13 protein-coding genes are annotated in these 20,866 nt (G+C 60.0%); 5 read left to right on the forward strand and 8 right to left on the reverse strand.

Going from position 1 to position 20,866, the window contains the following annotated elements; genetic code table 11:
• Positions 1 to 237: 237 nt before the first annotated feature.
• Positions 238 to 798: a group I truncated hemoglobin gene (locus RX328_RS35210; RefSeq protein WP_213257359.1), complete on the forward strand. Its 561-nt coding sequence runs from the start codon at positions 238 to 240 to the stop codon at positions 796 to 798.
• Positions 799 to 980: 182 nt separating this feature from the next.
• Here RX328_RS35210 and RX328_RS35215 read toward each other — a convergent pair whose 3' ends face one another.
• A complete protein-coding gene (locus RX328_RS35215; RefSeq protein ID WP_317258567.1) occupies positions 981 to 2,168 on the reverse strand; it encodes an IS4 family transposase in 1,188 nt (395 codons plus the stop codon).
• Between the two features lie 308 nt (positions 2,169 to 2,476).
• Between RX328_RS35215 and RX328_RS35220 the strand changes: the two genes are divergently transcribed.
• Positions 2,477 to 2,704: a cysteine rich repeat-containing protein gene (locus RX328_RS35220; protein ID WP_213257679.1), complete on the forward strand. Its 228-nt coding sequence runs from the start codon at positions 2,477 to 2,479 to the stop codon at positions 2,702 to 2,704.
• Between the two features lie 771 nt (positions 2,705 to 3,475).
• Here RX328_RS35220 and ftsZ read toward each other — a convergent pair.
• The 3 genes from ftsZ to RX328_RS35235 form a co-directional block, all read right to left on the reverse strand.
• Positions 3,476 to 4,633, reverse strand: a complete 1,158-nt coding sequence (gene ftsZ / locus RX328_RS35225) for a cell division protein FtsZ (protein WP_317258568.1) — start codon at positions 4,631 to 4,633, stop codon at positions 3,476 to 3,478.
• 317 nt (positions 4,634 to 4,950) lie between these two features.
• Positions 4,951 to 5,160: a hypothetical protein gene (locus tag RX328_RS35230; protein WP_317258569.1), complete on the reverse strand. Its 210-nt coding sequence runs from the start codon at positions 5,158 to 5,160 to the stop codon at positions 4,951 to 4,953.
• A gap of 332 nt (positions 5,161 to 5,492) precedes the next feature.
• Positions 5,493 to 7,268, reverse strand: coding sequence for an adenylate/guanylate cyclase domain-containing protein (locus RX328_RS35235; protein WP_249727319.1), 1,776 nt, complete (start codon positions 7,266 to 7,268; stop codon positions 5,493 to 5,495).
• Positions 7,269 to 7,745: 477 nt separating this feature from the next.
• Here RX328_RS35235 and RX328_RS35240 point away from each other — a divergent pair, with 477 nt between their 5' ends.
• Positions 7,746 to 11,081: an adenylate/guanylate cyclase domain-containing protein gene (locus RX328_RS35240; protein WP_213257239.1), complete on the forward strand. Its 3,336-nt coding sequence runs from the start codon at positions 7,746 to 7,748 to the stop codon at positions 11,079 to 11,081.
• Between the two features lie 453 nt (positions 11,082 to 11,534).
• On the opposite strand, the gene RX328_RS35245 is transcribed toward RX328_RS35240, so the two are convergent.
• The 3 genes from RX328_RS35245 to RX328_RS35255 all read right to left on the reverse strand — a co-directional run bounded on the left by RX328_RS35245 (position 11,535) and on the right by RX328_RS35255 (position 16,446).
• On the reverse strand, positions 11,535 to 12,869 hold the full coding sequence (locus RX328_RS35245; RefSeq protein ID WP_213257237.1) for a serine hydrolase domain-containing protein: 1,335 nt from the start codon (positions 12,867 to 12,869) through the stop codon (positions 11,535 to 11,537).
• 543 nt (positions 12,870 to 13,412) lie between these two features.
• Positions 13,413 to 14,765 carry an adenylate/guanylate cyclase domain-containing protein gene (locus RX328_RS35250; protein ID WP_213257235.1) on the reverse strand — a complete coding sequence of 451 codons (1,353 nt, stop codon included), beginning with the start codon at positions 14,763 to 14,765 and terminating at the stop codon, positions 13,413 to 13,415.
• Positions 14,766 to 15,093: 328 nt separating this feature from the next.
• Complete coding sequence (locus RX328_RS35255) at positions 15,094 to 16,446, reverse strand: transposase (protein ID WP_213257637.1); 1,353 nt, start codon at positions 16,444 to 16,446, stop codon at positions 15,094 to 15,096.
• A gap of 239 nt (positions 16,447 to 16,685) precedes the next feature.
• Here RX328_RS35255 and RX328_RS35260 point away from each other — a divergent pair, with 239 nt between their 5' ends.
• A complete protein-coding gene (locus tag RX328_RS35260) occupies positions 16,686 to 17,531 on the forward strand; it encodes a DMT family transporter (protein ID WP_213257653.1) in 846 nt (281 codons plus the stop codon).
• A gap of 140 nt (positions 17,532 to 17,671) precedes the next feature.
• A complete protein-coding gene (locus RX328_RS35265) occupies positions 17,672 to 19,024 on the forward strand; it encodes a transposase (RefSeq protein WP_213257637.1) in 1,353 nt (450 codons plus the stop codon).
• A 147-nt stretch (positions 19,025 to 19,171) separates the two neighbouring features.
• Here RX328_RS35265 and RX328_RS35270 read toward each other — a convergent pair whose 3' ends face one another.
• Positions 19,172 to 20,449, reverse strand: a complete 1,278-nt coding sequence (locus RX328_RS35270; RefSeq protein WP_213257429.1) for a serine hydrolase domain-containing protein — start codon at positions 20,447 to 20,449, stop codon at positions 19,172 to 19,174.
• Positions 20,450 to 20,866: the final 417 nt, after the last annotated feature.

A 20,866-nucleotide genomic window follows, 5' to 3' on the forward strand; every position in this document is an offset into this window, starting at 1 on the left:
TCACAGCTCGCGCTGAGAGCGCCGCACAGATAGTGAACCAGCGGCGGTTTTTTGCCGGGAACCTTTTCTATCCAATCCCATCCAACGGGACGGCAACAAAGTGCCGATGTGACTGGTAGGCGGACGCGCGCAAAGCCGACGGACCCGTTTGTGATGTCACCGGTCGTTGCCAAACTAGTCCAGCGCCCACACCCGCTGGAAGGGAATACTTTCGAACTATGCTCAAGAAGGTAACCAATGGCACGACCTCTTTCGACTTCCATGACAAGACGAAACATTGTCACCGGGCTGGCGCTGGCCGCCGCCCCGGCGGCTTTGGCAGGAGCTGGCAACGCGTACGCGCAGACGCAGCAGACCAAGCCCGAAAAAACTCTGTATGAGCGGCTGGGCGGTGTTTTCGCCATCGCGGCAGTAGTTGATCACTTTAGCGATGCCGTCATGAAGAATCCCATCGTTGGCCGGAAATCCAAGAACCCGCAGCTGCGGCAATGGCACACCAAGAATCTGACAAGGCTGCCCGGTCTCAAGTTCATGCGCACGTTATGGGTCTGCGACGTTTCCGGCGGGCCTTTCCGGTTCAAGGCCACGAAGCCCGGGACGACGCCGCTTGGCCTTGAGGAGGCCCACCGCGAGCTCCGGATCTCCCCGGCAGAATTTGACGAGGTCGCAGCCGAACTCGCTCGGAGCCTGGATTTTGCTAAGGTTCCGAAGCGCGAGAAAGCCGAAGTCCTGGCAGCCTTCGCCGCCCACAAAGACGAGGTTACTGCCGGTTACCTCGCGCGCAGTAAGCGGGGCTGAGGCATCCAGGTCTCCACAAGCGATCCCACTCAGTCAAGGACGAGCGGGATTGTAGCTGCTTCGTAAGGTCCGCTTCGTGCGCAACAGCGTATCTCTGTTGGGGTGCACAGTGTATCGGTATGTCTATCGAGGAACCGGCAGACGGGAAGCAACGTTTTGTCCCTGTCAATAGGCTAGCTGATTCACACATCTTTGAGGGTCTCCCAGGCGGAAGCCACGCCCAAGAAGTATTGGAGGCCATGCCTCATGGTGATGGGGCCGGGTTTGGTGCGAGGGTATCCATCCCATCCGCCGAGGCGAGCAATGATCCATGAGGCCCAAGCCAAGGTTTGCGGGCGATGTGGATTGCTTTGGAGTTTGGTTCTGCCTTCGTACTTGGTGGCCAGTGCGGCGAGCAGCTTGATCTGCTCTTTGTTGAACGCGTTGCTGGCAGGTTCGGCGCTGCGTCCGTCGCGAGCCTGAACCAGTTGCAGGATCACGACGGCAGCCTTGGCGGCGATCGCGGTGAGCTTGAGCAGCCGATCGGCGGTTTCGATCCGGCTGTCTTCGAGTTGCAGCCCCTGCGTTTTGATCAGGCGGAACAGCTGCTCGATAATCCAACGCTTTTTGTACCAGTTGACGATCTGCCAGGCAGACGCGACATCGTTGACGTCATGGGTCGTCAGCAGGTACCAGTGCAGCGGCTCGACGCCCGCTGGCGGATCGACTTCAACGACCTCGACCAAAGCGAGTTCGACTGTCCGCGGTAAGTCGGCAGACGCGTTCTGCGGCCTTCTGAGGGTGACCCGACCGAACCGCAGCACCAGCTTGGCCTGTCGGGCGGGCCGATCGGCACGCGCCACAACGTCGATGGTGGCAGTGTCGACGACGGGCCAACTGCTGGCGGTGGCATACATGCTTGCACCGTCGGCCAGCACGCGATCATGCATGCTCCGCGTCAACAGATGGAAGTTTGAGGCCGATACGCTCGCCCATTTGGCATAGATGTCGCCCTCGCGATCGTCGATCACCGTGACCATCGTGGCCGCAGAGAGCACCTGCTTGGCTCGATGGGCCGTGCTGATCCAACGTTCCGACTCCTTCTGCTCCAGTGGCCGCTGATCGTGCGGCACCGTAACCCGGCCCTGGCGCGTCCAAATCTTCCCGCCTACCAGCCCCAGACAGGCGTCACTGGCGGCATCCACGGCGGCCATCGCATGCAACAGCAAGCCGTGGCTGTTCCCTTTGCCGATCTCACCCAGCCCGTGCCGACGCTCGGGTTGGGTCCTAAAGTTGATCTCGCTTGTATCCTGGATCGCCAGCACGTGCCGGCCGGCCGCCGCAACCGCCGTCTGTTCGCCCCAGCCTGCGAGCAGTGCTTCCAAGCTCACGTTCTCATTGGCGAGAAATCGGCCGTATCGGACTATCTTGGCCCGATCACCATCCGCCGCTCGACGCAAGCACGAGCTGGCGCGCGTGACCATCCCTTCGAGCAGAGCCGCCCCCCTTTATCGAGACGGCCATCCCCGAACCGACCAAGCCTGAATTGTTCGTTCAACATCTTGGCACCTCAATGGAATCGAAGTGCCAGATACAGAATCACAGCAGACCGTCGCTGCGGAAGGCCAAATCAAGACATCGAGTCATTCCGTCGCAGCCGGCAATGTGTGCATCTGCTAGTGTCAATAGGGAGATCGTTATGCGCTTCATTGTCCTCGTTCTAGTACTTTTGCTGACTGAAACTTCGCTATCTTTTGCGCAGGGTCACATGGGCACGCCACAAGAGCAGCAGGCCTGCAGGCGAGATGCGCAGCGATTTTGCCGACAGCAACTTGGCAATGATGGAGCGGTTCAACAATGCTTGCGGCAGAACAGGGCCAGACTGAGCAAGAGCTGCCAAAAAGTATTTGCCAGCCACGGCATGTGAGGCTCTTAACGCCGGCTCGTTGCAACGCGTAAGATCTTTCCCGAAAACAGTAGAGCCGGGCGCCTCTGCGGACCGGCTGAGGCAAAGTTGGACGAATGAAGCGGGAACTCGCGATTGATCGCACTCGCCGTCAAACGTAACCGCTGGTTAATCTTCAAGCTCCAACGCAAGATGTTTCTGCGCCCGGTTTGATGCTTTCGCCCTGCCTGCGCCCCCAACCCTGTGAAGGTTAGAATCGGAGCGACAAGCGCCTTCAAGCACCTTACATTAATTGAGCATGCGCCCGCACGGGGAGCTGTAGGGGAGCCGGCAAGGCGGGACGGCGCGACAACCGCAACTCTTGTCCGAGAAGTCCCAGCACTCCTGCGGTGGTCGGCCCTACTCCCAACAGCGGACATCATGGCCAGCTCGCAGTCCGTCTGCGTTCGGCCGATATTGTTGCAAAAGTCGATTTTCGCCGATGACCAAAATTCTGCGGGCCGTGGGCGCGACCTTCGTGTACAAGATGTGAGGGACCTCACGGCCTCACGCAAAATTCACAGGCGACTTCGGTAAAGGTTATACGAATCAGCGATCGCTCGCTGCTTAGCGTTGTCGCGAAAAATCTTGAGCCCTGCAACTTTCGACTTTTGCAACAATATCGGCCAATAGCAGACCTCAGTGTCTACCGGGCCTCAGCCCGCTCTACCTCCAAAGCGGACATCACAGGCGCCAACTGGCAAGTCCGCTTAGGCCCGCTTTTAAGCGAGCCGATTTGGTTCCTACGAGAATTCAGTTAGCCTTGCGGCCCAGGAAGGCCGGGATATCGCAAACAACTTGCTCGATCGAATTGCGCACAGTGGAAAAGCGGCTGTATAAATTCGGCCGCGGTGCACTACTCTCGATCCGCTGGGGGCTGCGATGATTTTCCTTGCGCAGCCTGCTAGCGAGTTCCGTAAGTGAGCCCGTTGGTTGCGTCTGGCGCGTCGCACCAAGATTATCGATGCCGGTCGCTACCACCGACACGCGGACAATACCTTGCAGGCTTTCATCGAAAGTGGCGCCGACGATGACGTTGGCGTCCTTATCGACCTCTTCGCGAATGCGGGTCGCGGCTTCGTCTACCTCGAACAGCATAAGGTCCTTGCCGCCGGTGATGGAGATTATGAGGCCACTGGCGCGCTTGATCGACGGGTCATCGATCAATGGATTGGAAATTGCGGCCACAGCTGCATTGAGCACGCGCTTTGTACCGGAAGCCTCGCCCCTGCCCATCATGGCTTTGCCCTTCTCGCGCATTACGGTGAGAACGTCGGCAAAATCGAGATTGATCAGGCCTTCCTTGACTACAAGGTCGCTAATGCAGGCCACACCGGAATAAAGCACTTGATCGGCCAGCACGAAGGCATCGGCGAAGGTGGTCTTCTCGTTGGCCACCCGGAAGAGGTTCTGGTTTGGGATGACCAGCAGAGTGTCCACCGCCCTGAGCAGTTCCGCGATGCCTGCTTCGGCAGAGCGCATGCGGCGCTGGCCCTCGAAGTGGAACGGCTTGGTGACTACACCGATGGTGAGAATGCCAAGCTCACGGGCGGTCTTGGCTATAACCGGCGCTGCCCCAGTGCCGGTACCGCCGCCCATGCCGGCAGTAACGAACACCATGTGTGCGCCGGTTAAATGATCGCGGATCGAATTGATTGCCTCTTCGGCCGCCGTGCGCCCCACTTCGGGCTGCGAGCCGGCACCAAGGCCTTGGGTGACTTGGGCGCCCATCTGGATGATCCGGTTGGCCCTTGACATGGCGAGCGCCTGTGCGTCGGTATTAGCGACGATAAATTCGACGCCTTGCAGCTCAGACGCGATCATGTTGTTGACGGCATTGCCGCCAGCGCCGCCGACCCCAAACACGATAATGCGCGCCTTCATCTCGCTGATATCGGCAATGCTGGTCATTTTTTCTCTCCCGATTGCTCCGCTACGTCGGGGACACGCATGCTTACCCACGAGCAGCCTTGCGGTCTGCTGCCATTAAGTCCGCAGCTAGGTGCTCCGGGCGGGGTGCAGCTAGTCCGCGGCTGTCGGTCGAGCCATCACCAGCTCGGCCATCTTTCCGAAGAAAACCTTCGAGCCGCGCCGTCGCCTCCTTAGCTGCCGTAGCCTCGGCGGTCGCCTGTAGCACTTCAACCATCAGCCGATCGGCGCGCTCACGCTCGAAATCGGCCCGGTGACCCGCTGCTGTTGCTTCGAGCCGCGCGATCTCCCCTGCAATGCTAGATCTTTGCAGCTAGGACGACCTTGCCTGCTTCACGTGGTGGCCGACGCTTGTGCCGTATTTCCGTGAGATCCACGCTCACCATTGCTTTGCCGTCATCTGAAAGTGAGCGCGGCAGCCGGAGCCGCTTGACAAGCGAACGAGCGGCATTAGGCGAGATTGTCAAGCGGGCGCCAAGTGCGGCATATGTCAGTGTTTCAACAGGCATCGGCTGTTCTCCTGGAACGAACCGCGCGGTCTATTAACCGAAAGTTAAGTTGTGATGGTTAAGAGATCGTTAACAGTGGGCGGATTCCGCCCATTGAGCGTCCCGCGACCAGAATGGATGGTTTGCCTATCAGACTTCACCTCGGAAACGCGCCGGCGTCGTGGGACACGCCGAGCCAATCTCTATTGTCCGCCCTATGTCGACCGGCTGGTAGGAATGTCCGTCCCGGGTCAAACTCGGAAGTGTCTCTGCTCGCACGGCAGGTCCGTTGTACCCCCAAAAGCGGACGTCGCTAGGCCGCCCCGGCATGTCCGTTTCGTGCCCAATAATGGTCATTCCGGCATCCCCGCGATGCGGAAAGCCTGCGCCAATCTGTCGATATCTTCCGCCCTGCGAAATGGGGTTCTGTCCCTGATTCGAGAAATTCGTGGGGGCGGGTTCAGTTGCGCGCAGATCTCTCGTGCTTCCTCAATCCGTCCAGACGTCGCATGGCATGCCGCCAGAATAAATTGTGCGCTCCGATAATTTGGTTGCTGCCGAAAAGCAGTTGTCGCCCATAATGTGGCGTCCGCATTGCGGGCAGCGAAAAAATGAGCATAGGCCAGCCCGGTCTGGACAATGAAGATCCGTGGATCCAGCGGGTTCAAACGCAAGGTGACCTGGAATTGCTCGATCGCAGCATCTACGTCACCGAGATAAAGGTGGACCCAACCGCTCCAATGTCGTGCGGTAGCCAGATTTGGGTCTAGATTAATCGCGCGTGAGAGGAGCGCTGCGCCCTCCTCGACCTCACCTAGGAAAGCGAGCACATTTCCGGCCCTTGCGAGCACCGATGGATCGTCTCTATCGAGTTCGATCGCCCGCCTCGCGAGCCGGCGGGCTTCAACTCTTTCCTGAGCCGCGGTGCTCCATCCGAATGTTTTCCTTTGTACATAGCAACGAGCGCCGAGCGCGTACGCTGCCGCGAATTCGGGATCGATATCGCTGGCAATTCTTTTGGTGAGCTTGAGCGCTTCAATGTTCGCTTCACTGGTGAATTTACGAAAATAAGCGAGCGCGCGAAGATAATAGTCGTAGGCCTGAAGGCTCGCAGTCGGCTTGTGCTTTGCGCGCTCGATTTCGGCGCGTTCAAGCTGAGGAGAGATTGCGCCGATCACGCTCATGGTGACCCGATCCTGCAGATCGAAAATATCATCGAGTTGGCTGTCGAACCGGTCCGCCCAAATATGCTTTCCTGTTGCGGCATCAATGAGCTGTCCCGAGATGCGAACGCGATTGCCGGCCCTGCGGACGCTGCCCTCCAGCACATAGCGGACGCCAAGCTCGCGGCCGACCTGTTTGATATCGAAGGCTTTGCCTTTGTAAGTGAAGGTGGAGTGCCGCGCGATGACGAAAAGCGATTTGGACCGCGACAGACCGGTAATGATGTCCTCGACCATCCCGTCGGCAAAATACTCCTGTTTCGGATCGCCGCTCATATTCTCGAACGGCAGCACCGCAATGGAGGGCTCGTCGGGGAGAGGGAGCGGCTGCGCAGTCTCGCTCGATAGGTTTGTTACCATTGCCGGAGAAGAGATAGCGGCAATGCGCACGCGCCAGACCCGTATCGGTTCGGCGATATTCTTCAAAGATTGCGAACCGGTGTCCTCAAAGGTGATATCTACCTTGCCACGAATTTGCCGGTACGCATCGTCGGAAATGCTAATGCCGCCCGGTTCTGCGATCTCTTCGAGACGCACCGCAATATTGACCCCTTCGCCAAAGATATCGTTCTCTTCGATAACAATATCACCGACATGAATGCCGATGCGAAATTCGATCCGCTTGACCGGCGGCACATCGATATTTTGTTCGGCCATGCCGCGCTGAATTTCGACGGCGCAGCGTAGGGCATCTACGACGCTCCCGAACTCAACGAGAGCGCCGTCCCCGGTATTCTTGACGATGCGCCCGCGATGATCGCTGATTTTGGGATCAAAAAGCGTCTTTCTCAGAGCTTTCAGTTGCGCCAGCGCGCCTTCTTCGTCGATCCCTATCAAGCGGCAAGAGCCCGCAACATCCGCCGCCAGAATCGCTGCCAGTCGCCGCTCTACGTGCTCTCTGCTCAAGATGCACCCCCGGGGCTCGGGGAAACTTAATGTTCATATAGCACAATTGTGGACCAATGTCTGGCTATGCTGATCTCCGAAATGGGTCAATCGCGTCGTCTTGCCCCTCCGCCAGCCACTTCCGGTCTACCCCGATCAACGGACATCGCCACGCTGGCCCAGTTGGTCCGTTCCGTGCCAACAACGGAAGGAGCCTTCTCACTCGATCACCTCCTCAGCGAGCACGAGAAGTGCGGCCGGATCGTGAGGCTGAGCGCCGTTTTCTGGGGAGTCCTCCCAGGCTCGCTTCGGGGTGGTTCCCGGATTAAACGCGTCAGAAGCCAAAAAAACATGCTTCGCCCCAAGGGATGGAGTAAACTGGTTACCTCATTCTGGTGCGACGGGTTTGACCCCGAACGGCTCGACCGACAGCGCACAGCCAGCGTGGCGGCGGCCATCGCCAGTGGATGAGTGCGGCCAAGTGTGCGTGTGAACGCCATGGATATCTCTGCCTGGCTGCGCGGCCTCGGCCTGGAACGCTACGAGCAGGCATTCCGGGAAAACGCGATCGATGAGGCAATCCTGCCCAAGCTGACCGCGGAGGACCTCAAAGACCTCGGCGTGACGGCAGTTGGCCATCGCCGTATTCTCCTCGATGCGATCGCCGCCTTGCGAACCGAGAGTTTTCACGACACGACCACACATTCGGTCGAGCCCAACCGCCCCCGCGGCAAGGCTCCCGAAGCCGAACGCCGCCAGCTCACGGTCATGTTCGCCGACCTCGTCGGTTCCACGGCCTTGTCGGCGCGGCTCGACCCAGAGGAGCTGCGCGACATCATCGGCGCCTATCACCGCCGTTGCGCCGAGGTCATCACCAAGACTGGCGGCTTTGTTGCCAAGTATCTCGGCGACGGCGTGCTGGCCTATTTCGGTTACCCACAGGCACATGAGGAGGACGCCGAACAAGCGGTGCGCGCGGGCCTCGCCTTGATCGAAGCCGTGGCCAAGCTCGATGCAGGCCAGGGGACCTCGTTGCGGGTGCGTGTCGGTATCGCCACGGGCCTCGTCGTCGTCGGTGATCTGCTCGGTGAGGGCGCAGCCCAGGAACAGGCGGTCATTGGTGAAACCCCTAACCTCGCGGCACGGCTACAGGGGCTTGCCGAACCGAACTCGGTTGTCATCGCAGATGACACGCGCCGCCTGCTTGGCGGCCTGTTTGATTATTGCGATCTGGGCACAATGCCGATCGCGGGAATTCACTATCCGGTGCGTGTCTGGCGGGTCGTGGGCGCGAGCCTGGTCGGCAGTCGGTTCGAGGCCCTGCGCGCCGCCAGCACGCCGTTGATCGGTCGCGAGGAAGAGATCGCGTTGTTGACGCGCCGCTGGGAGCGGGCCAAGGCCGGCGACGGTTCCGTCGTCCTGATCGTCGGTGAGCCGGGCATCGGCAAGTCGCGCATCGCAGAAAGTCTGCAGGAGCAGTTGGGCAAGGAGCCGCACACGCGGCTGCGTTATTTCTGCTCGCCACATCATCAGCACAGTGCGCTTTATCCCAGCATCACCCAGCTCGAGCAGGCGGCCGGATTTCGACGCGAGGATACGGCCGAGACCCGCCTGGATAAGCTTGTGGCGGTGCTGGCACTGGCCAACCAGGAGCTGAGCGAAGCCGTCCCCCTATTGGCGGACTTGCTGTCGATACCGACCGGCGACCGCTACCCGCCGCTCAATATCACGCCGCAGAAGCGCAAACAGAAAACGCTTCATGTGCAGGTGGCCCAGGTCGAAGGACTCGCGGCGCGGCAGCCGCTGCTGATGCTATGGGAAGACATCCATTGGAGCGACCCCACCACGCTGGAGTCGCTGGATCTGCTCATAGACCGCGCCGCGACGCTGCGGGTCCTGATGATACTCACATTTCGCCCCGAGTTCACGCCGCCCTGGGTCGGCCGTCCGCACGTGACATTGCTCAGTCTCAACCGCTTGGCACCCCGCCACCGCGCCGAGATGATCGCGCACGTAACTGGGGGCAAGACATTGCCCAAGAAGATTGCGGATCAGATCATTGATCGCACGGACGGCGTGCCGCTATTCATCGAGGAGCTGACCAAGTCTGTCGTTGAGAGCGGACGGAGGATCGATGCCGGCGACCATCTGGCGATCCCAACGACGCTCCAAGCCTCCCTTCTGGCCCGGCTCGATCGATTGGCGCCGGTGCGAGAAGTGGCTCAGATCGGAGCGGCGCTCGGCCGACAATTCTCACATGAGTTGATCGGCGCGGTGTCGCGGATGCCGCAGCAGGAACTGGACGATGCCTTGGTGCGGCTCGTGCGCGCCGAGTTGATTTTCCGGCGCGGGACGCCGCCTGACGCGGAGTACACTTTCAAGCACGTGCTTGTACAGGATGCCGCCTACAGCACCTTGCTGCGCGGCCGGCGCCAGCAACTTCACGCCAGCATCGTGCGGGTGCTGGAGGAGCAGTTTCCAGGTACCGGCGAAACACAGCCCGAGCTTCTTGCCCACCACTGCACACGAGCGGGTCTTATTGAGAAAGGGGTCGCCTATCGGCACCGGGCCGGACGTCACGCGATGGCGCGCTCGGCGATGATCGAGGCCGTGGCCCAGTTGGCGCAAGGTCTGGAATTATTAGCCGACCTGCCCGCCGGAGACGAGCGTGACCATCTCGAGCTTGACGTGCAGGTGGCGTTGGGGGCGGCGATCGCCGCCACCAAGGGCTTCGCAGCGCTGGAGGTCGGAAGGGCCTATGAACGTGCCCGTGAACTGTGCCGGCAGCGGGCCGATCATCCCGAGTTGCCCGCCGTTCTGTCCGGTTTGTTCGGGCATCATCTGCATCGATCCGGCGTCCATGTCGCGTACGACGTTGCCGAGGAGCTGCTGCGCCTCGCAGAACAGCGGCAAGACCCAGCTGCTTGTGCCGTTGGGCACCGGTTTTTAGCGGGGAGCGCGCTCCACGGTGGCAACCAGCAGCTTGCTCTCGCGCACTTCGAGCGGGCGCTCGCGTTTTGGGATCAGGCTGATCGCCGATCCCCGGTGTTCCTGTCGGCGTCTGACAGCCGGGTCGCCTCGCTGAATTTTATCCCTTTGATCCTGCTGTGGCGGGGCGAAATAGACCAGGCGATAGCGCGTAGCCGCGCGGCATTTGCCGCGGCAGAGGAGCTAAATGATGCCTATACTCTCAGTCATGTCTTGCATCTGAACTGCTGGCTTTATCAGCATCTCGGCGATTCGACGACCGTGAGAGAGCGGGCGGAGGCGGCGATGAAGCTTACCGCGGAGCACGGTTTTCCGCTCTGGGAAGTTTGTGCTGCGTTTTGGTACGGCTGGGCGCTCGCCGCCGCTGGTGAGGTCACAGCAGGCTCTGCGCAGATGCGCAGTGCCATAGCGGCCAACAAAGGCCTGGGCGTTGTCAACCAGGTACCCTTCCTTCTGGGCTTGCTGGCAGACATTTGCACTCAAGCTGGAGACCCAACCGAAGCGCGTGACCTGCTGACCGAGGCGCTGGGAATTGTCGACAGAACGCAGGAGCGGTGGTTTGAAGCGGAGCTGCATCGCCTCAGGGCCGAGGCGGTCCTTGCGAGCTCGCCCTGTGATTCTGCGGAAGCCGAAGCCTCGCTCCGCCACGCCCTGGCCGTGGCTCGAGACCAGGAGGCCAGGTTTTGGGAGCTGCGCGTCGCCACAAGTCTCGCTCGCCTCTGGCGCGACCACGGCAAGCGCATCGAGGCTCGCGATCTCCTTGCGCCGGTCTACGGCTCCTTCACCGAAGGCTTCGATACGCGCCATCTCAAAGAAGCCGCCGCGCTACTTGCTGAGTTGGACTAGTAAGGCAATCCACGGATCGGCGTTCATTGGTGCAGTGTCCGCAAGGTCAAACAGGACACGTATGCTGAACCTACCCAATTCACGGATGTGACCCCTCCCAATGGCTTGAACGGCGTAGTGGCGCCCGAAGAGGTTCGAGCTCCTGACTCCGGATTCGAGGCTGGTACCGGTGTCAGAGATTCAGACTATCTTGATCTCTGACTTCTGCTCCGGGTCAATTTCGGAAGTCCGATCGTGCAACTCGGCAGTCCGCTTTACTCTCAAGAACAGACATCATCGGCTGGGCCTATCAGGTCCGAAAAGTGTGCCACTTGCAGGCTAGTCGCACCTGATACCCGACCCATAGCGGCCAGGGTCGAAGCCGGGCTCACGTCCGTTCGAATATTGAATAGCGAGGCAGGGACAAGCCACTGCCTCGCTTTTCGGAATGCGACGGCGGGTAGGGTGACGACTTCAATCCGCGAGTGCCTGATAAACGAGCGACTTGAACATCTTGCGGTAATACGCGCGTATCGGGCTCGGCGCCTGTGTCATGTAGACACCGACGATCTCTTCCTTGGGATCTACCCAGAAAAAAGTGCCGGCGTAACCAGCCCACATGAACTCGCCCGCGGAGCCGGAAACGCCAGCAATCCCGTCGCTCTGGCGCACTGCAAAGCCAAGGCCGAATGTATAGCCTGGCGTTCCCAGCAGAAGCTCACCCGGCTGGAACGGTGTTGCGATGCGCGTGCCGAGATGGTCTGAGGTCATCAGTTTGATGGTGGAGCGGCTCATCACGCGCACGCCGTCGAGCTCGCCACCATTCAATAGCATCTGTCCGAATCGCAAATAATCAGTGGCGGTTGAAAGTGCTCCAGCGCCGCCGGAATCGTTCCCCGGCTCCGCAGACACATCAAGTACGCTTATTTTCTGGCCCGACGCCGGGTCGACTGGCAGTGGTTGCGCGAGGCGCGACATCTTTGACACAGGAAGCCAAAAACTCGTGTCCACCATCTTGAGCGGCGTGAACAGCCGCTCATCCAAAAAGACGGCGAGCCGCTTGCCCGACGCAGCCTCGACGACACGGCCGAGAATATCGACGGCCATGCTGTATTCCCACATCGTGCCAGGTTGATGAATTAAGGGCGCCTTGGCGATGCGCTCGACTTGCTCGGCTGGCGTCATGCCGCGGGAGTCGTACTCGATGATGCCCGGCTGGGAGAACTTGGCCTCGACGTAGGCCGCCTTAACTGGCTCGTTCTTGGTGATCTCCGCATAGGCAAGACCCGCGCTATGTCGCAGAAGGTCCTGCACGATGATCGGCTTGGCAGCCGGTACGTTCGTATAGGTGGCCTTACCATCGGGACCAGGGGTTGCCACGCTCACTTGCATGTCTTTGAAGGCTGGCAGGAATTTGGAGATGGGATCGGTGAGCTGGATGACGCCATCTTCGACCAGCATCATCGCCGCCACCGAGGCAAGCGGCTTGGTCATCGAGTAAATGCGGAAAATTGAGTCGAGCTTCATGGGCGTATTCGCGCCCTTGTCTTGGAAGCCAATGGCGTCCGAATAGACGATCTTCCCCTTGCGGGCGACCATGACTACCGCCCCTGGCAACTTACCATCGGCAATCTCTTTCCTTAGCACCGAGGTAATGCGCCCAAGGCGCTCGAGTGACATGCCCACCTGTTCAGGCGTTGCCGTGGCGAGGGGCTGGAGTTCGCGTGCGCAGACTGGTAGCGACGCTGTCGTGGCGATCATCATCGCAGCCAATGCCGTCGTCGCTGCTAATATTTTCCACCTAGACATGACGTTCCTCCGTGACCGTTCTTGCGAGGACCGAGTTCGCTCGATCTGGCAACGATCTTATCCGACATCGTCGCCTTGGGACATGGTTCCGGATATCGGATAAGTACCTAGGCCCGGGCACCAGCGTCCTCATTTGATTGCCGGTGAAATCAAAGAACAACGCATTCGCGGGCGACGGTCCAGCCGTGGTTATATGCGCGGTACTGTCAGCGTTGATGGCATTTCTTGGGATTAGGCCTCGAAGCTCCTTCATTTCGATTTCCGCCCAATCGACGTCCGGTTCGGGTCAAAAGCGCCGTTCTGACTGAGCGCCGATGACTTCCGCTCTACCCCAATAAGCAGACGATCCCAGTGTCAGTCGGCACTTCGCATTTGTGCCAACAGGAGACTCACGCAGCGCAGCAATTACCAGCTTTATTCAATCACCTGGTCGGCGCGCAGTAGGAATGATTCTGGTATCATGAGGCCGAGCGCCTTGGCGGCTTTGGGGTTTGATGATCAGCACCGAACTTGCACGGCTGGATGGCCGATGCATCGGCGCGCTCACCTTACGAGTTCATTTGGAAGAGCCCGAAACATAAGCCACTCGTTCGGCACACCTCTCAGTCTCTGTGGGCCGCGCTCCTCGAATACCAGGCCGGAGCCGGCCACTAGATCACGCACCGTCTGCGAAACTAGCACTTCACCCGGCGCGGCAAGGCTGGCAACGCGCGCGCCAATGTGCACTGCGATTCCGGCGAGGTCCTTGCCGACAAGCTCGCATTCGCCGGTGTGCAGGCCACAGCGCACCTCCAGACCGAGCGAACGCACGGTATCACGGATCGCGCCGGCACAGCGGATCGCTCGCGCTGGCCCGTCGAAGGCGGCGAGCAAGCCGTCGCCCGAAGTGTTGACCTCACGTCCCCGGTAATGCTGCAGAACCTCGCGAACCTTTGCATAGAATGCCTCAAGTAATTCACGCCAGGCATTGTCGCCAAGCGCTGCGGCGCGCTCTGTTGAGCCCACGATATCGGCAAACAGCACCGTAGCGAGCACGCGTTCCGGCTCGTACACATGGCGCACGCCGGTCAAAAAGACCTCGACTTCATCTAGCAGCGCGTCGCGGTCGCCTACGAGGTAACTATGGTCCACGCCAACAAGCTCGATAAGCTTCGAACCCGAAATGTGCTCCGCCATGTAGCGTGCGTTCGCAACGTCGATCGCGCGGTCCGCCGCGCGGTGCAGGATGAGCGTTGGCACCCGAATGGCAGGCAGCACGTGCCGCACGTCGATTTCGCGGTTCATCTTCATAATCGAGATGGCCGCGCCCGGACTTGCCGATGCGCGGAAATAGGCAGCCCGGCGCTCGGAAGCCTCGGGGTCGCCGGCGAGGCTCGGCGCATACATTGTGACAGCTATGCTTTGCGGCGTCCCCCAGTGGTGTTCGAAGTCGTCAAACACGCGCGCCCATTGCTCGTCCTTCCACCCAAACGGATAGTCCGGCGCCCAGGAGCGCTTGCCGTAGGAGCCGTACAGCACAAGGGCCGACGTGCGCGCAGGGTACGTCGCGGCATAGAGCAGCGACATCGGTCCACCCTCAGACACTCCGAACAGCGCCGCCCGCTCGCACCCGACTGCATCAAGGATTGCTTGAACGTCATGCATGCGCTGCTCAAGCGTGAAGATCTGTGAGCCCCGGTCGGACATGCCGGTGCCACGTTTGTCGAAAAGGATAACGCGACAGAACGAGGCGAGGCGCCGGAAGAATGCGCGGTGGTCGGGTGATTCCCAGATCGCTTCGATGTTCGAAACGAAACCCGGAACGAACAGCAAGTCGAGCGAACCCTCGCCGAAGACCTGATAGGCAATGTGAACGTCGTCGCTCTTCAGGTAGTGGGTTTTGGGTAGACCGTCCATCCTGCACCCCCGTAGGTGAAGTGCGGGCAACTCACCGCATGTTGGCCAGAATTCCCGCCCTGATGTTATACAAAACATGCCAATCGTGCCATGGTCCCTCGGCACTTGGAGCAGCACAGAGGACGCGAATCTGCATCAAGTTTTCGCGCGCCCGAATGACCGGTTTGGGTCACAAGCGGCGGTCGAAGCAGCGCTGCTGCGGAGTCCGGAATGCCCTCAATACCAGACCAGCAGCAGACGATGAAGTTGGTCGGCTTGGGGCCGATTCCGTTGAAGAAGTCGGCCCGCGAGCGAGGCGAGCCGCAAATGCGGCACAGCCGACCGCTTCTCAGGCCGGATTTGGCTGCGGCATTGGGACCAGCTTGGCTAGTTTCCGGAGGTTCTGGGCGGTTGCTGCAAGGAGGAACTCGTCGCGAGCCCCGTTTGGTCCACGTAATCGCAGTCGGTCGAGCTTGAGAATGCGCTTGAGGTGAGCGAACAACATTTCGACCTTCTTACGTAGCCGTCGCGATGCTCGACCTTCCCAGGATTTAGCAATCGCCCGCGCCATGTCGCGGGCTCTCTCATGGATCGAGCGAGGCACCTTTCGAGCAGGCGTGTTCGGGCAGCAGTGTGGCCTCAAGGCGCAGGCGTCACAGTCAGCCTTGCTCGCTCGATAAAGCAACGTCTCGCCATCATTCACACGTGTCCCTGTTGTGGTCAGCGTCTTGCCGCCAGGACAGATATAGACGTCGCTGACTGGATCGTAGTTGAAGTCCTCCCGTGTGAAGGTCCCATCCTTGCGCGCTGATTTGTCGAACACGGTCACATGCGGCTCGATGCCGTGCTCATCGACCAGCCAGCCCAGCATGTCGGCTGAACCATAGGCGCTGTCACCGAGAAGCCTGGACGGGTGAAGACCGAAGTTCTTTGCGGTCCGCTCGATCATGCGCTTGGCAGCGAGAACTTCTGCCTGCCGGATCGCTGTGGTCGGCTCAACGTCGACAATGATCGCATTTTCCACATCGATCAGATAGTTCGTGGAGTAGGCAAAGAAAGCCTGTCCGCCATGGGCACCGGTCCAGCGCGCGGCAGGATCAGCCGGTGAGATGAACTTGGGGACGATCTCGGTCGCGGCCCCAAACGCCGCATCGTCCAGGACAGCTAGATACTCGTCGACGGCACGGCTTGCGGCTTTTGGCGGCAACCCCTTTTCGCCCTCGACGCCGTTCTGCCGGTTAGCATCGGCCTTGATCAGGCTAGCATCGACCGCAAAGCCTTCTCCGCCAACCAGACCCTCGTCGATGCAGCGGCGCAAGACGTCTTCGAACAGCCGTCGCAGCAGATCACTATCGCGGAAGCGGCCATGTCGGTTCTTTGAGAAGGTCGAATGATCGGGCACGTCACCATCGAGCCCAAGGCGGCAGAACCAGCGGTATGCCAGGTTGAGGTGAACCTCTTCGCACAGGCGCCGCTCCGAGCGGATGCCGAAGCAGTAACCGACCAACAGCATCCGGATCATCAGCTCGGGCGCGATCGAGGGCCGCCCGATCGTGCTGTAGAAGGGGGATAGCTCTCGCCTTAACCCATCGAGGTCCACGAACCTGTCGATCGATCGCAACAAATGATCGGCCGGAACGTGCCGCTCGAGCGAAAACTCATAGAACAACGCGACCTGCTCAACTCGCTGATGTCCCATCATGATTCAGTCCTCTCGCAACGACTGAATCAGCGAACATCAACCAGCGCAACCGAAGACTTTTTCAACACAATCGACCCATACCGGAAGTCGCGTCCTCTGATCTGGCGACTTGTTAAGTGATGTGTCTATGGTGACTGTTGTGCAGGAAGACCGAGGGCAGGAACATGGATAGTGGGTCGGCGAACGCCTCTTCGACGGATGGAGGCGGTACAGATTCGGCTCCTACCGGCCTTAAGCCGATGTATCTTCTGCTGCTTGCATTTGCCCCCGCCTGCTTCGCTTTCAATCCGGTCGCGGGGCGCGCGCTGGTGGACGCCTTCGGACCGGCCACACTTACGCTCGTGCGCTGGTCGCTGTCGGGCCTCGTTATCGGGACACTCGCCCTTATGCGGCCCGGCTACGACCGCTGGCAGGCCCCTCTCTCTCATCTGCTACAGTTGTCGGTCCTCGCTGCGCTCGGTATGGGCTTCTGCTCCATTGCCGCCTACGTCGCCTCACGGACGACGGAAGCTACCAACATCGGCCTGATCTACGGCTGCGCCTCCGCATTGGTGGCAGCATGGGAGATCGTCGCCCGCCGCCAAGCCGCGAGCACGCCGCTTATCGTCGGCATTTCCGCTTGCCTCCTCGGCGCAACCTTGATCTTCACCAAGGGCCATCCCGACGCACTCGCAGCTCTGCGTTTTAATCCGGGAGACTTGTGGGCGGCCGCGGGCATGCTTGTGTTTGTGGGATACACGGTGGCCATGCGCCGCATGCCAGCGCGCCTCACGCCGATGGCGCAGTTCGCCGTCATGTCCGTCGGCGCGAGCATTGCCGTGCTGCCCTTCGCCGCGAGCGAAATCGTCTCAACGGGTTTGCCCATCATTGATGAACAAACGCTTCCGTGGATAGCCGTGGTTGTGCTCGCGACGGGCATCGGCGCTTACCTCGGCTACAACATCTCGCTGACCCGCAATGGCCCGGTGCTGACCGCGGCGTCGCTTACCCTTACCCCTGCCTTCGCCGCCGTCCAGGCCATGGCATTGATTGGCGAAAGGCTCGGCTGGTACCACGCCGCCGCGATCCCCTTAGTGGTTATATGATTGATTCTCATCAGCCGCTCTCAGCGAGCCCGGTGATCAATCGACGCCCGTAATGTCCCCTTGTGGCCGATTGTGTTGAAAAAGTCTTCGGTTGCGCTGGTTGATGTTCGCTGATTCAGTCGTTGCGAGAGGACTGAATCATGATGGGACATCAGCGAGTTGAGCAGGTCGCGTTGTTCTATGAGTTTTCGCTCGAGCGGCACGTTCCGGCCGATCATTTGTTGCGATCGATCGACAGGTTCGTGGACCTCGATGGGTTAAGGCGAGAGCTATCCCCCTTCTACAGCACGATCGGGCGGCCCTCGATCGCGCCCGAGCTGATGATCCGGATGCTGTTGGTCGGTTACTGCTTCGGCATCCGCTCGGAGCGGCGCCTGTGCGAAGAGGTTCACCTCAACCTGGCATACCGCTGGTTCTGCCGCCTTGGGCTCGATGGTGACGTGCCCGATCATTCGACCTTCTCAAAGAACCGACATGGCCGCTTCCGCGATAGTGATCTGCTGCGACGGCTGTTCGAAGACGTCTTGCGCCGCTGCATCGACGAGGGTCTGGTTGGCGGAGAAGGCTTTGCGGTCGATGCTAGCCTGATCAAGGCCGATGCTAACCGGCAGAACGGCGTCGAGGGCGAAAAGGGGTTGCCGCCAAAAGCCGCAAGCCGTGCCGTCGACGAGTATCTAGCTGTCCTGGACGATGCGGCGTTTGGGGCCGCGACCGAGATCGTCCCCAAGTTCATCTCACCGGCTGATCCTGCCGCGCGCTGGACCGGTGCCCATGGCGGACAGGCTTTCTTTGCCTACTCCACGAACTATCTGATCGATGTGGAAAATGCGATCATTGTCGACGTTGAGCCGACCACAGCGATCCGGCAGGCAGAAGTTCTCGCTGCCAAGCGCATGATCGAGCGGACCGCAAAGAACTTCGGTCTTCACCCGTCCAGGCTTCTCGGTGACAGCGCCTATGGTTCAGCCGACATGCTGGGCTGGCTGGTCGATGAGCACGGCATCGAGCCGCATGTGACCGTGTTCGACAAATCAGCGCGCAAGGATGGGACCTTCACACGGGAGGACTTCAACTACGATCCAGTCAGCGACGTCTATATCTGTCCTGGCGGCAAGACGCTGACCACAACAGGGACGCGTGTGAATGATGGCGAGACGTTGCTTTATCGAGCGAGCAAGGCTGACTGTGACGCCTGCGCCTTGAGGCCACACTGCTGCCCGAACACGCCTGCTCGAAAGGTGCCTCGCTCGATCCATGAGAGAGCCCGCGACATGGCGCGGGCGATTGCTAAATCCTGGGAAGGTCGAGCATCGCGACGGCTACGTAAGAAGGTCGAAATGTTGTTCGCTCACCTCAAGCGCATTCTCAAGCTCGACCGACTGCGATTACGTGGACCAAACGGGGCTCGCGACGAGTTCCTCCTTGCAGCAACCGCCCAGAACCTCCGGAAACTAGCCAAGCTGGTCCCAATGCCGCAGCCAAATCCGGCCTGAGAAGCGGTCGGCTGTGCCGCATTTGCGGCTCGCCTCGCTCGCGGGCCGACTTCTTCAACGGAATCGGCCACAAGCCGACCTGTCGCGGTGCAGTTTCTGAAGTTCGCTAAGGGCCACAAACCGAAACGCTGTCTTGCCACCCGCGGCCTACCGAACCTGCGCTCGCAGCGCATTCCAAAGAGCAAACAGCTCAGCGGTCGCGGTCTGCTCACCGCCGAGCGCGGTCTGCACGAGAACAAGCTTTAGGTCCGGATCGACAAAGACAAATTGTCCGCGGAGGCCCTGGAGCGAGAAACGCCTGGTGTCTGCGGAATACCAGACTTGATAACCGTACTTCGCCAGGGGTGAGTCTGTGGGAAGCGCATCAGCAGCCGATGCCGTGAGCCAGTCTGCAGGCACGATATGCTTTCCATTCCAATTGCCGTGATTGGCCAGCATCAGGCCGAGCCGCGCCCAATCGCGCAGCACCGCGTTGACATAGGCAAACGTGATTTCCTGCCCGGTCGCATCGACGATCCACGTCGCATCAGCTTCCGCCCCCATTGGCTGCCAGAGCTTTTCGGCGGCATAGTCGGACACGGTTCGCTCGGTGGCAGCCGCGAGCACTAGGCCCAGTACCAGCGATTCAGCGGACGAATAAGAAAAACGCACGCCGGGCGGGGAGAGACGGGTATTGAACTGCTTCACCGCGGAGAGGCTGCCGGGAGAGCCCAGCTCGATCGTGAGACGGGCCAGCTTGTTAATATCGCTGGATCTGCTGCCGTAATCCTCCGAGAATGCGACACCTGAAGACATCAGCAGCAAAGCCTTGATCGGTGTCCGGCCGTATTCGGTGTCCTTCAGGTCAGGGACATAGCTTCCCGCGAGATCATCGACGGACCGGATAGCGCCCTCCTTAACGGCGATCCCGATTAGCAGCGAAAGCACGGTCTTCGCCATCGAGAAGGACGCTAGGCGATCCCTATCGGTGCGTCCGTACTGGTAACGCTCGACTAGGATCGTATTGTCTTTCGCGATCAATAGGCCGGTGACCGGTTGGCGATTGAGGTAGTCGTCGAGCGTCAGCTTGAGTCCGGCGAAGGCATATTGAATGACGGGTTCGTGCGCTGCGCGAGCCAGCGGGATTGACTGTTTCGGAGCACTGATAGTGCGTGCAGGAAACAGCGTGTCATAGCGGCTTAGCGCGCCTACCCGGCAGCGCTTTTGGTCAACATAGTCGATACCCTTGCAATTCGGATATCCGTCCTTCTGGCCAAATTCGTCTGCAGTCGGTCCATCCGCACGAAAGCGGGGACTGGCAGCTTGTGGTGCCGGTTCTGCTTGGGCGAAGGCGCGATGCGAATTCAGCGTGAGCACATCCAAAAGGAGGGGAAATGCCACCGCACTGGCGACGCAAAGTAGCTGTTTGAAGCTTCGTCCAGTCATTGAGAGAGCACCCAAAGCAAATGAAGCTAGGGAAGATGATAATTGACCCTCATGCGTTAGCCAATGTCGGCTTGGGGTCATCAACTGACCTCCGGCGCCGGACGCGCTTGGTCCGCTCTGCCATCGATAGTGTTGCAAAAGTCGATTTTCGCCGATGACCAAAATTCTGCGGGCAGTGGGCGCGGCATTCGTGTACAAGATGTGAGGGACCTCACGACCTCACGCAAAATTCACAGGCGACGTCGGTAACGCGATTGAGGTCATACGAATCAGCGATCGCTCGCTACTTAGTGTTTTCGCGAAAATCTTTAGCCCTGCAACTTTGGACTTTTGCAACAGTATCCCATCAACTACGGACATCGGCGAAATGCGCGGGCGAGTCTGTTTCGTGCCAATCGGCGACATACCATTGTTGCC

The organism is Bradyrhizobium sp. sBnM-33 (genome assembly GCF_032917945.1).
Classification (GTDB): Bacteria; Pseudomonadota; Alphaproteobacteria; order Rhizobiales; family Xanthobacteraceae; genus Bradyrhizobium.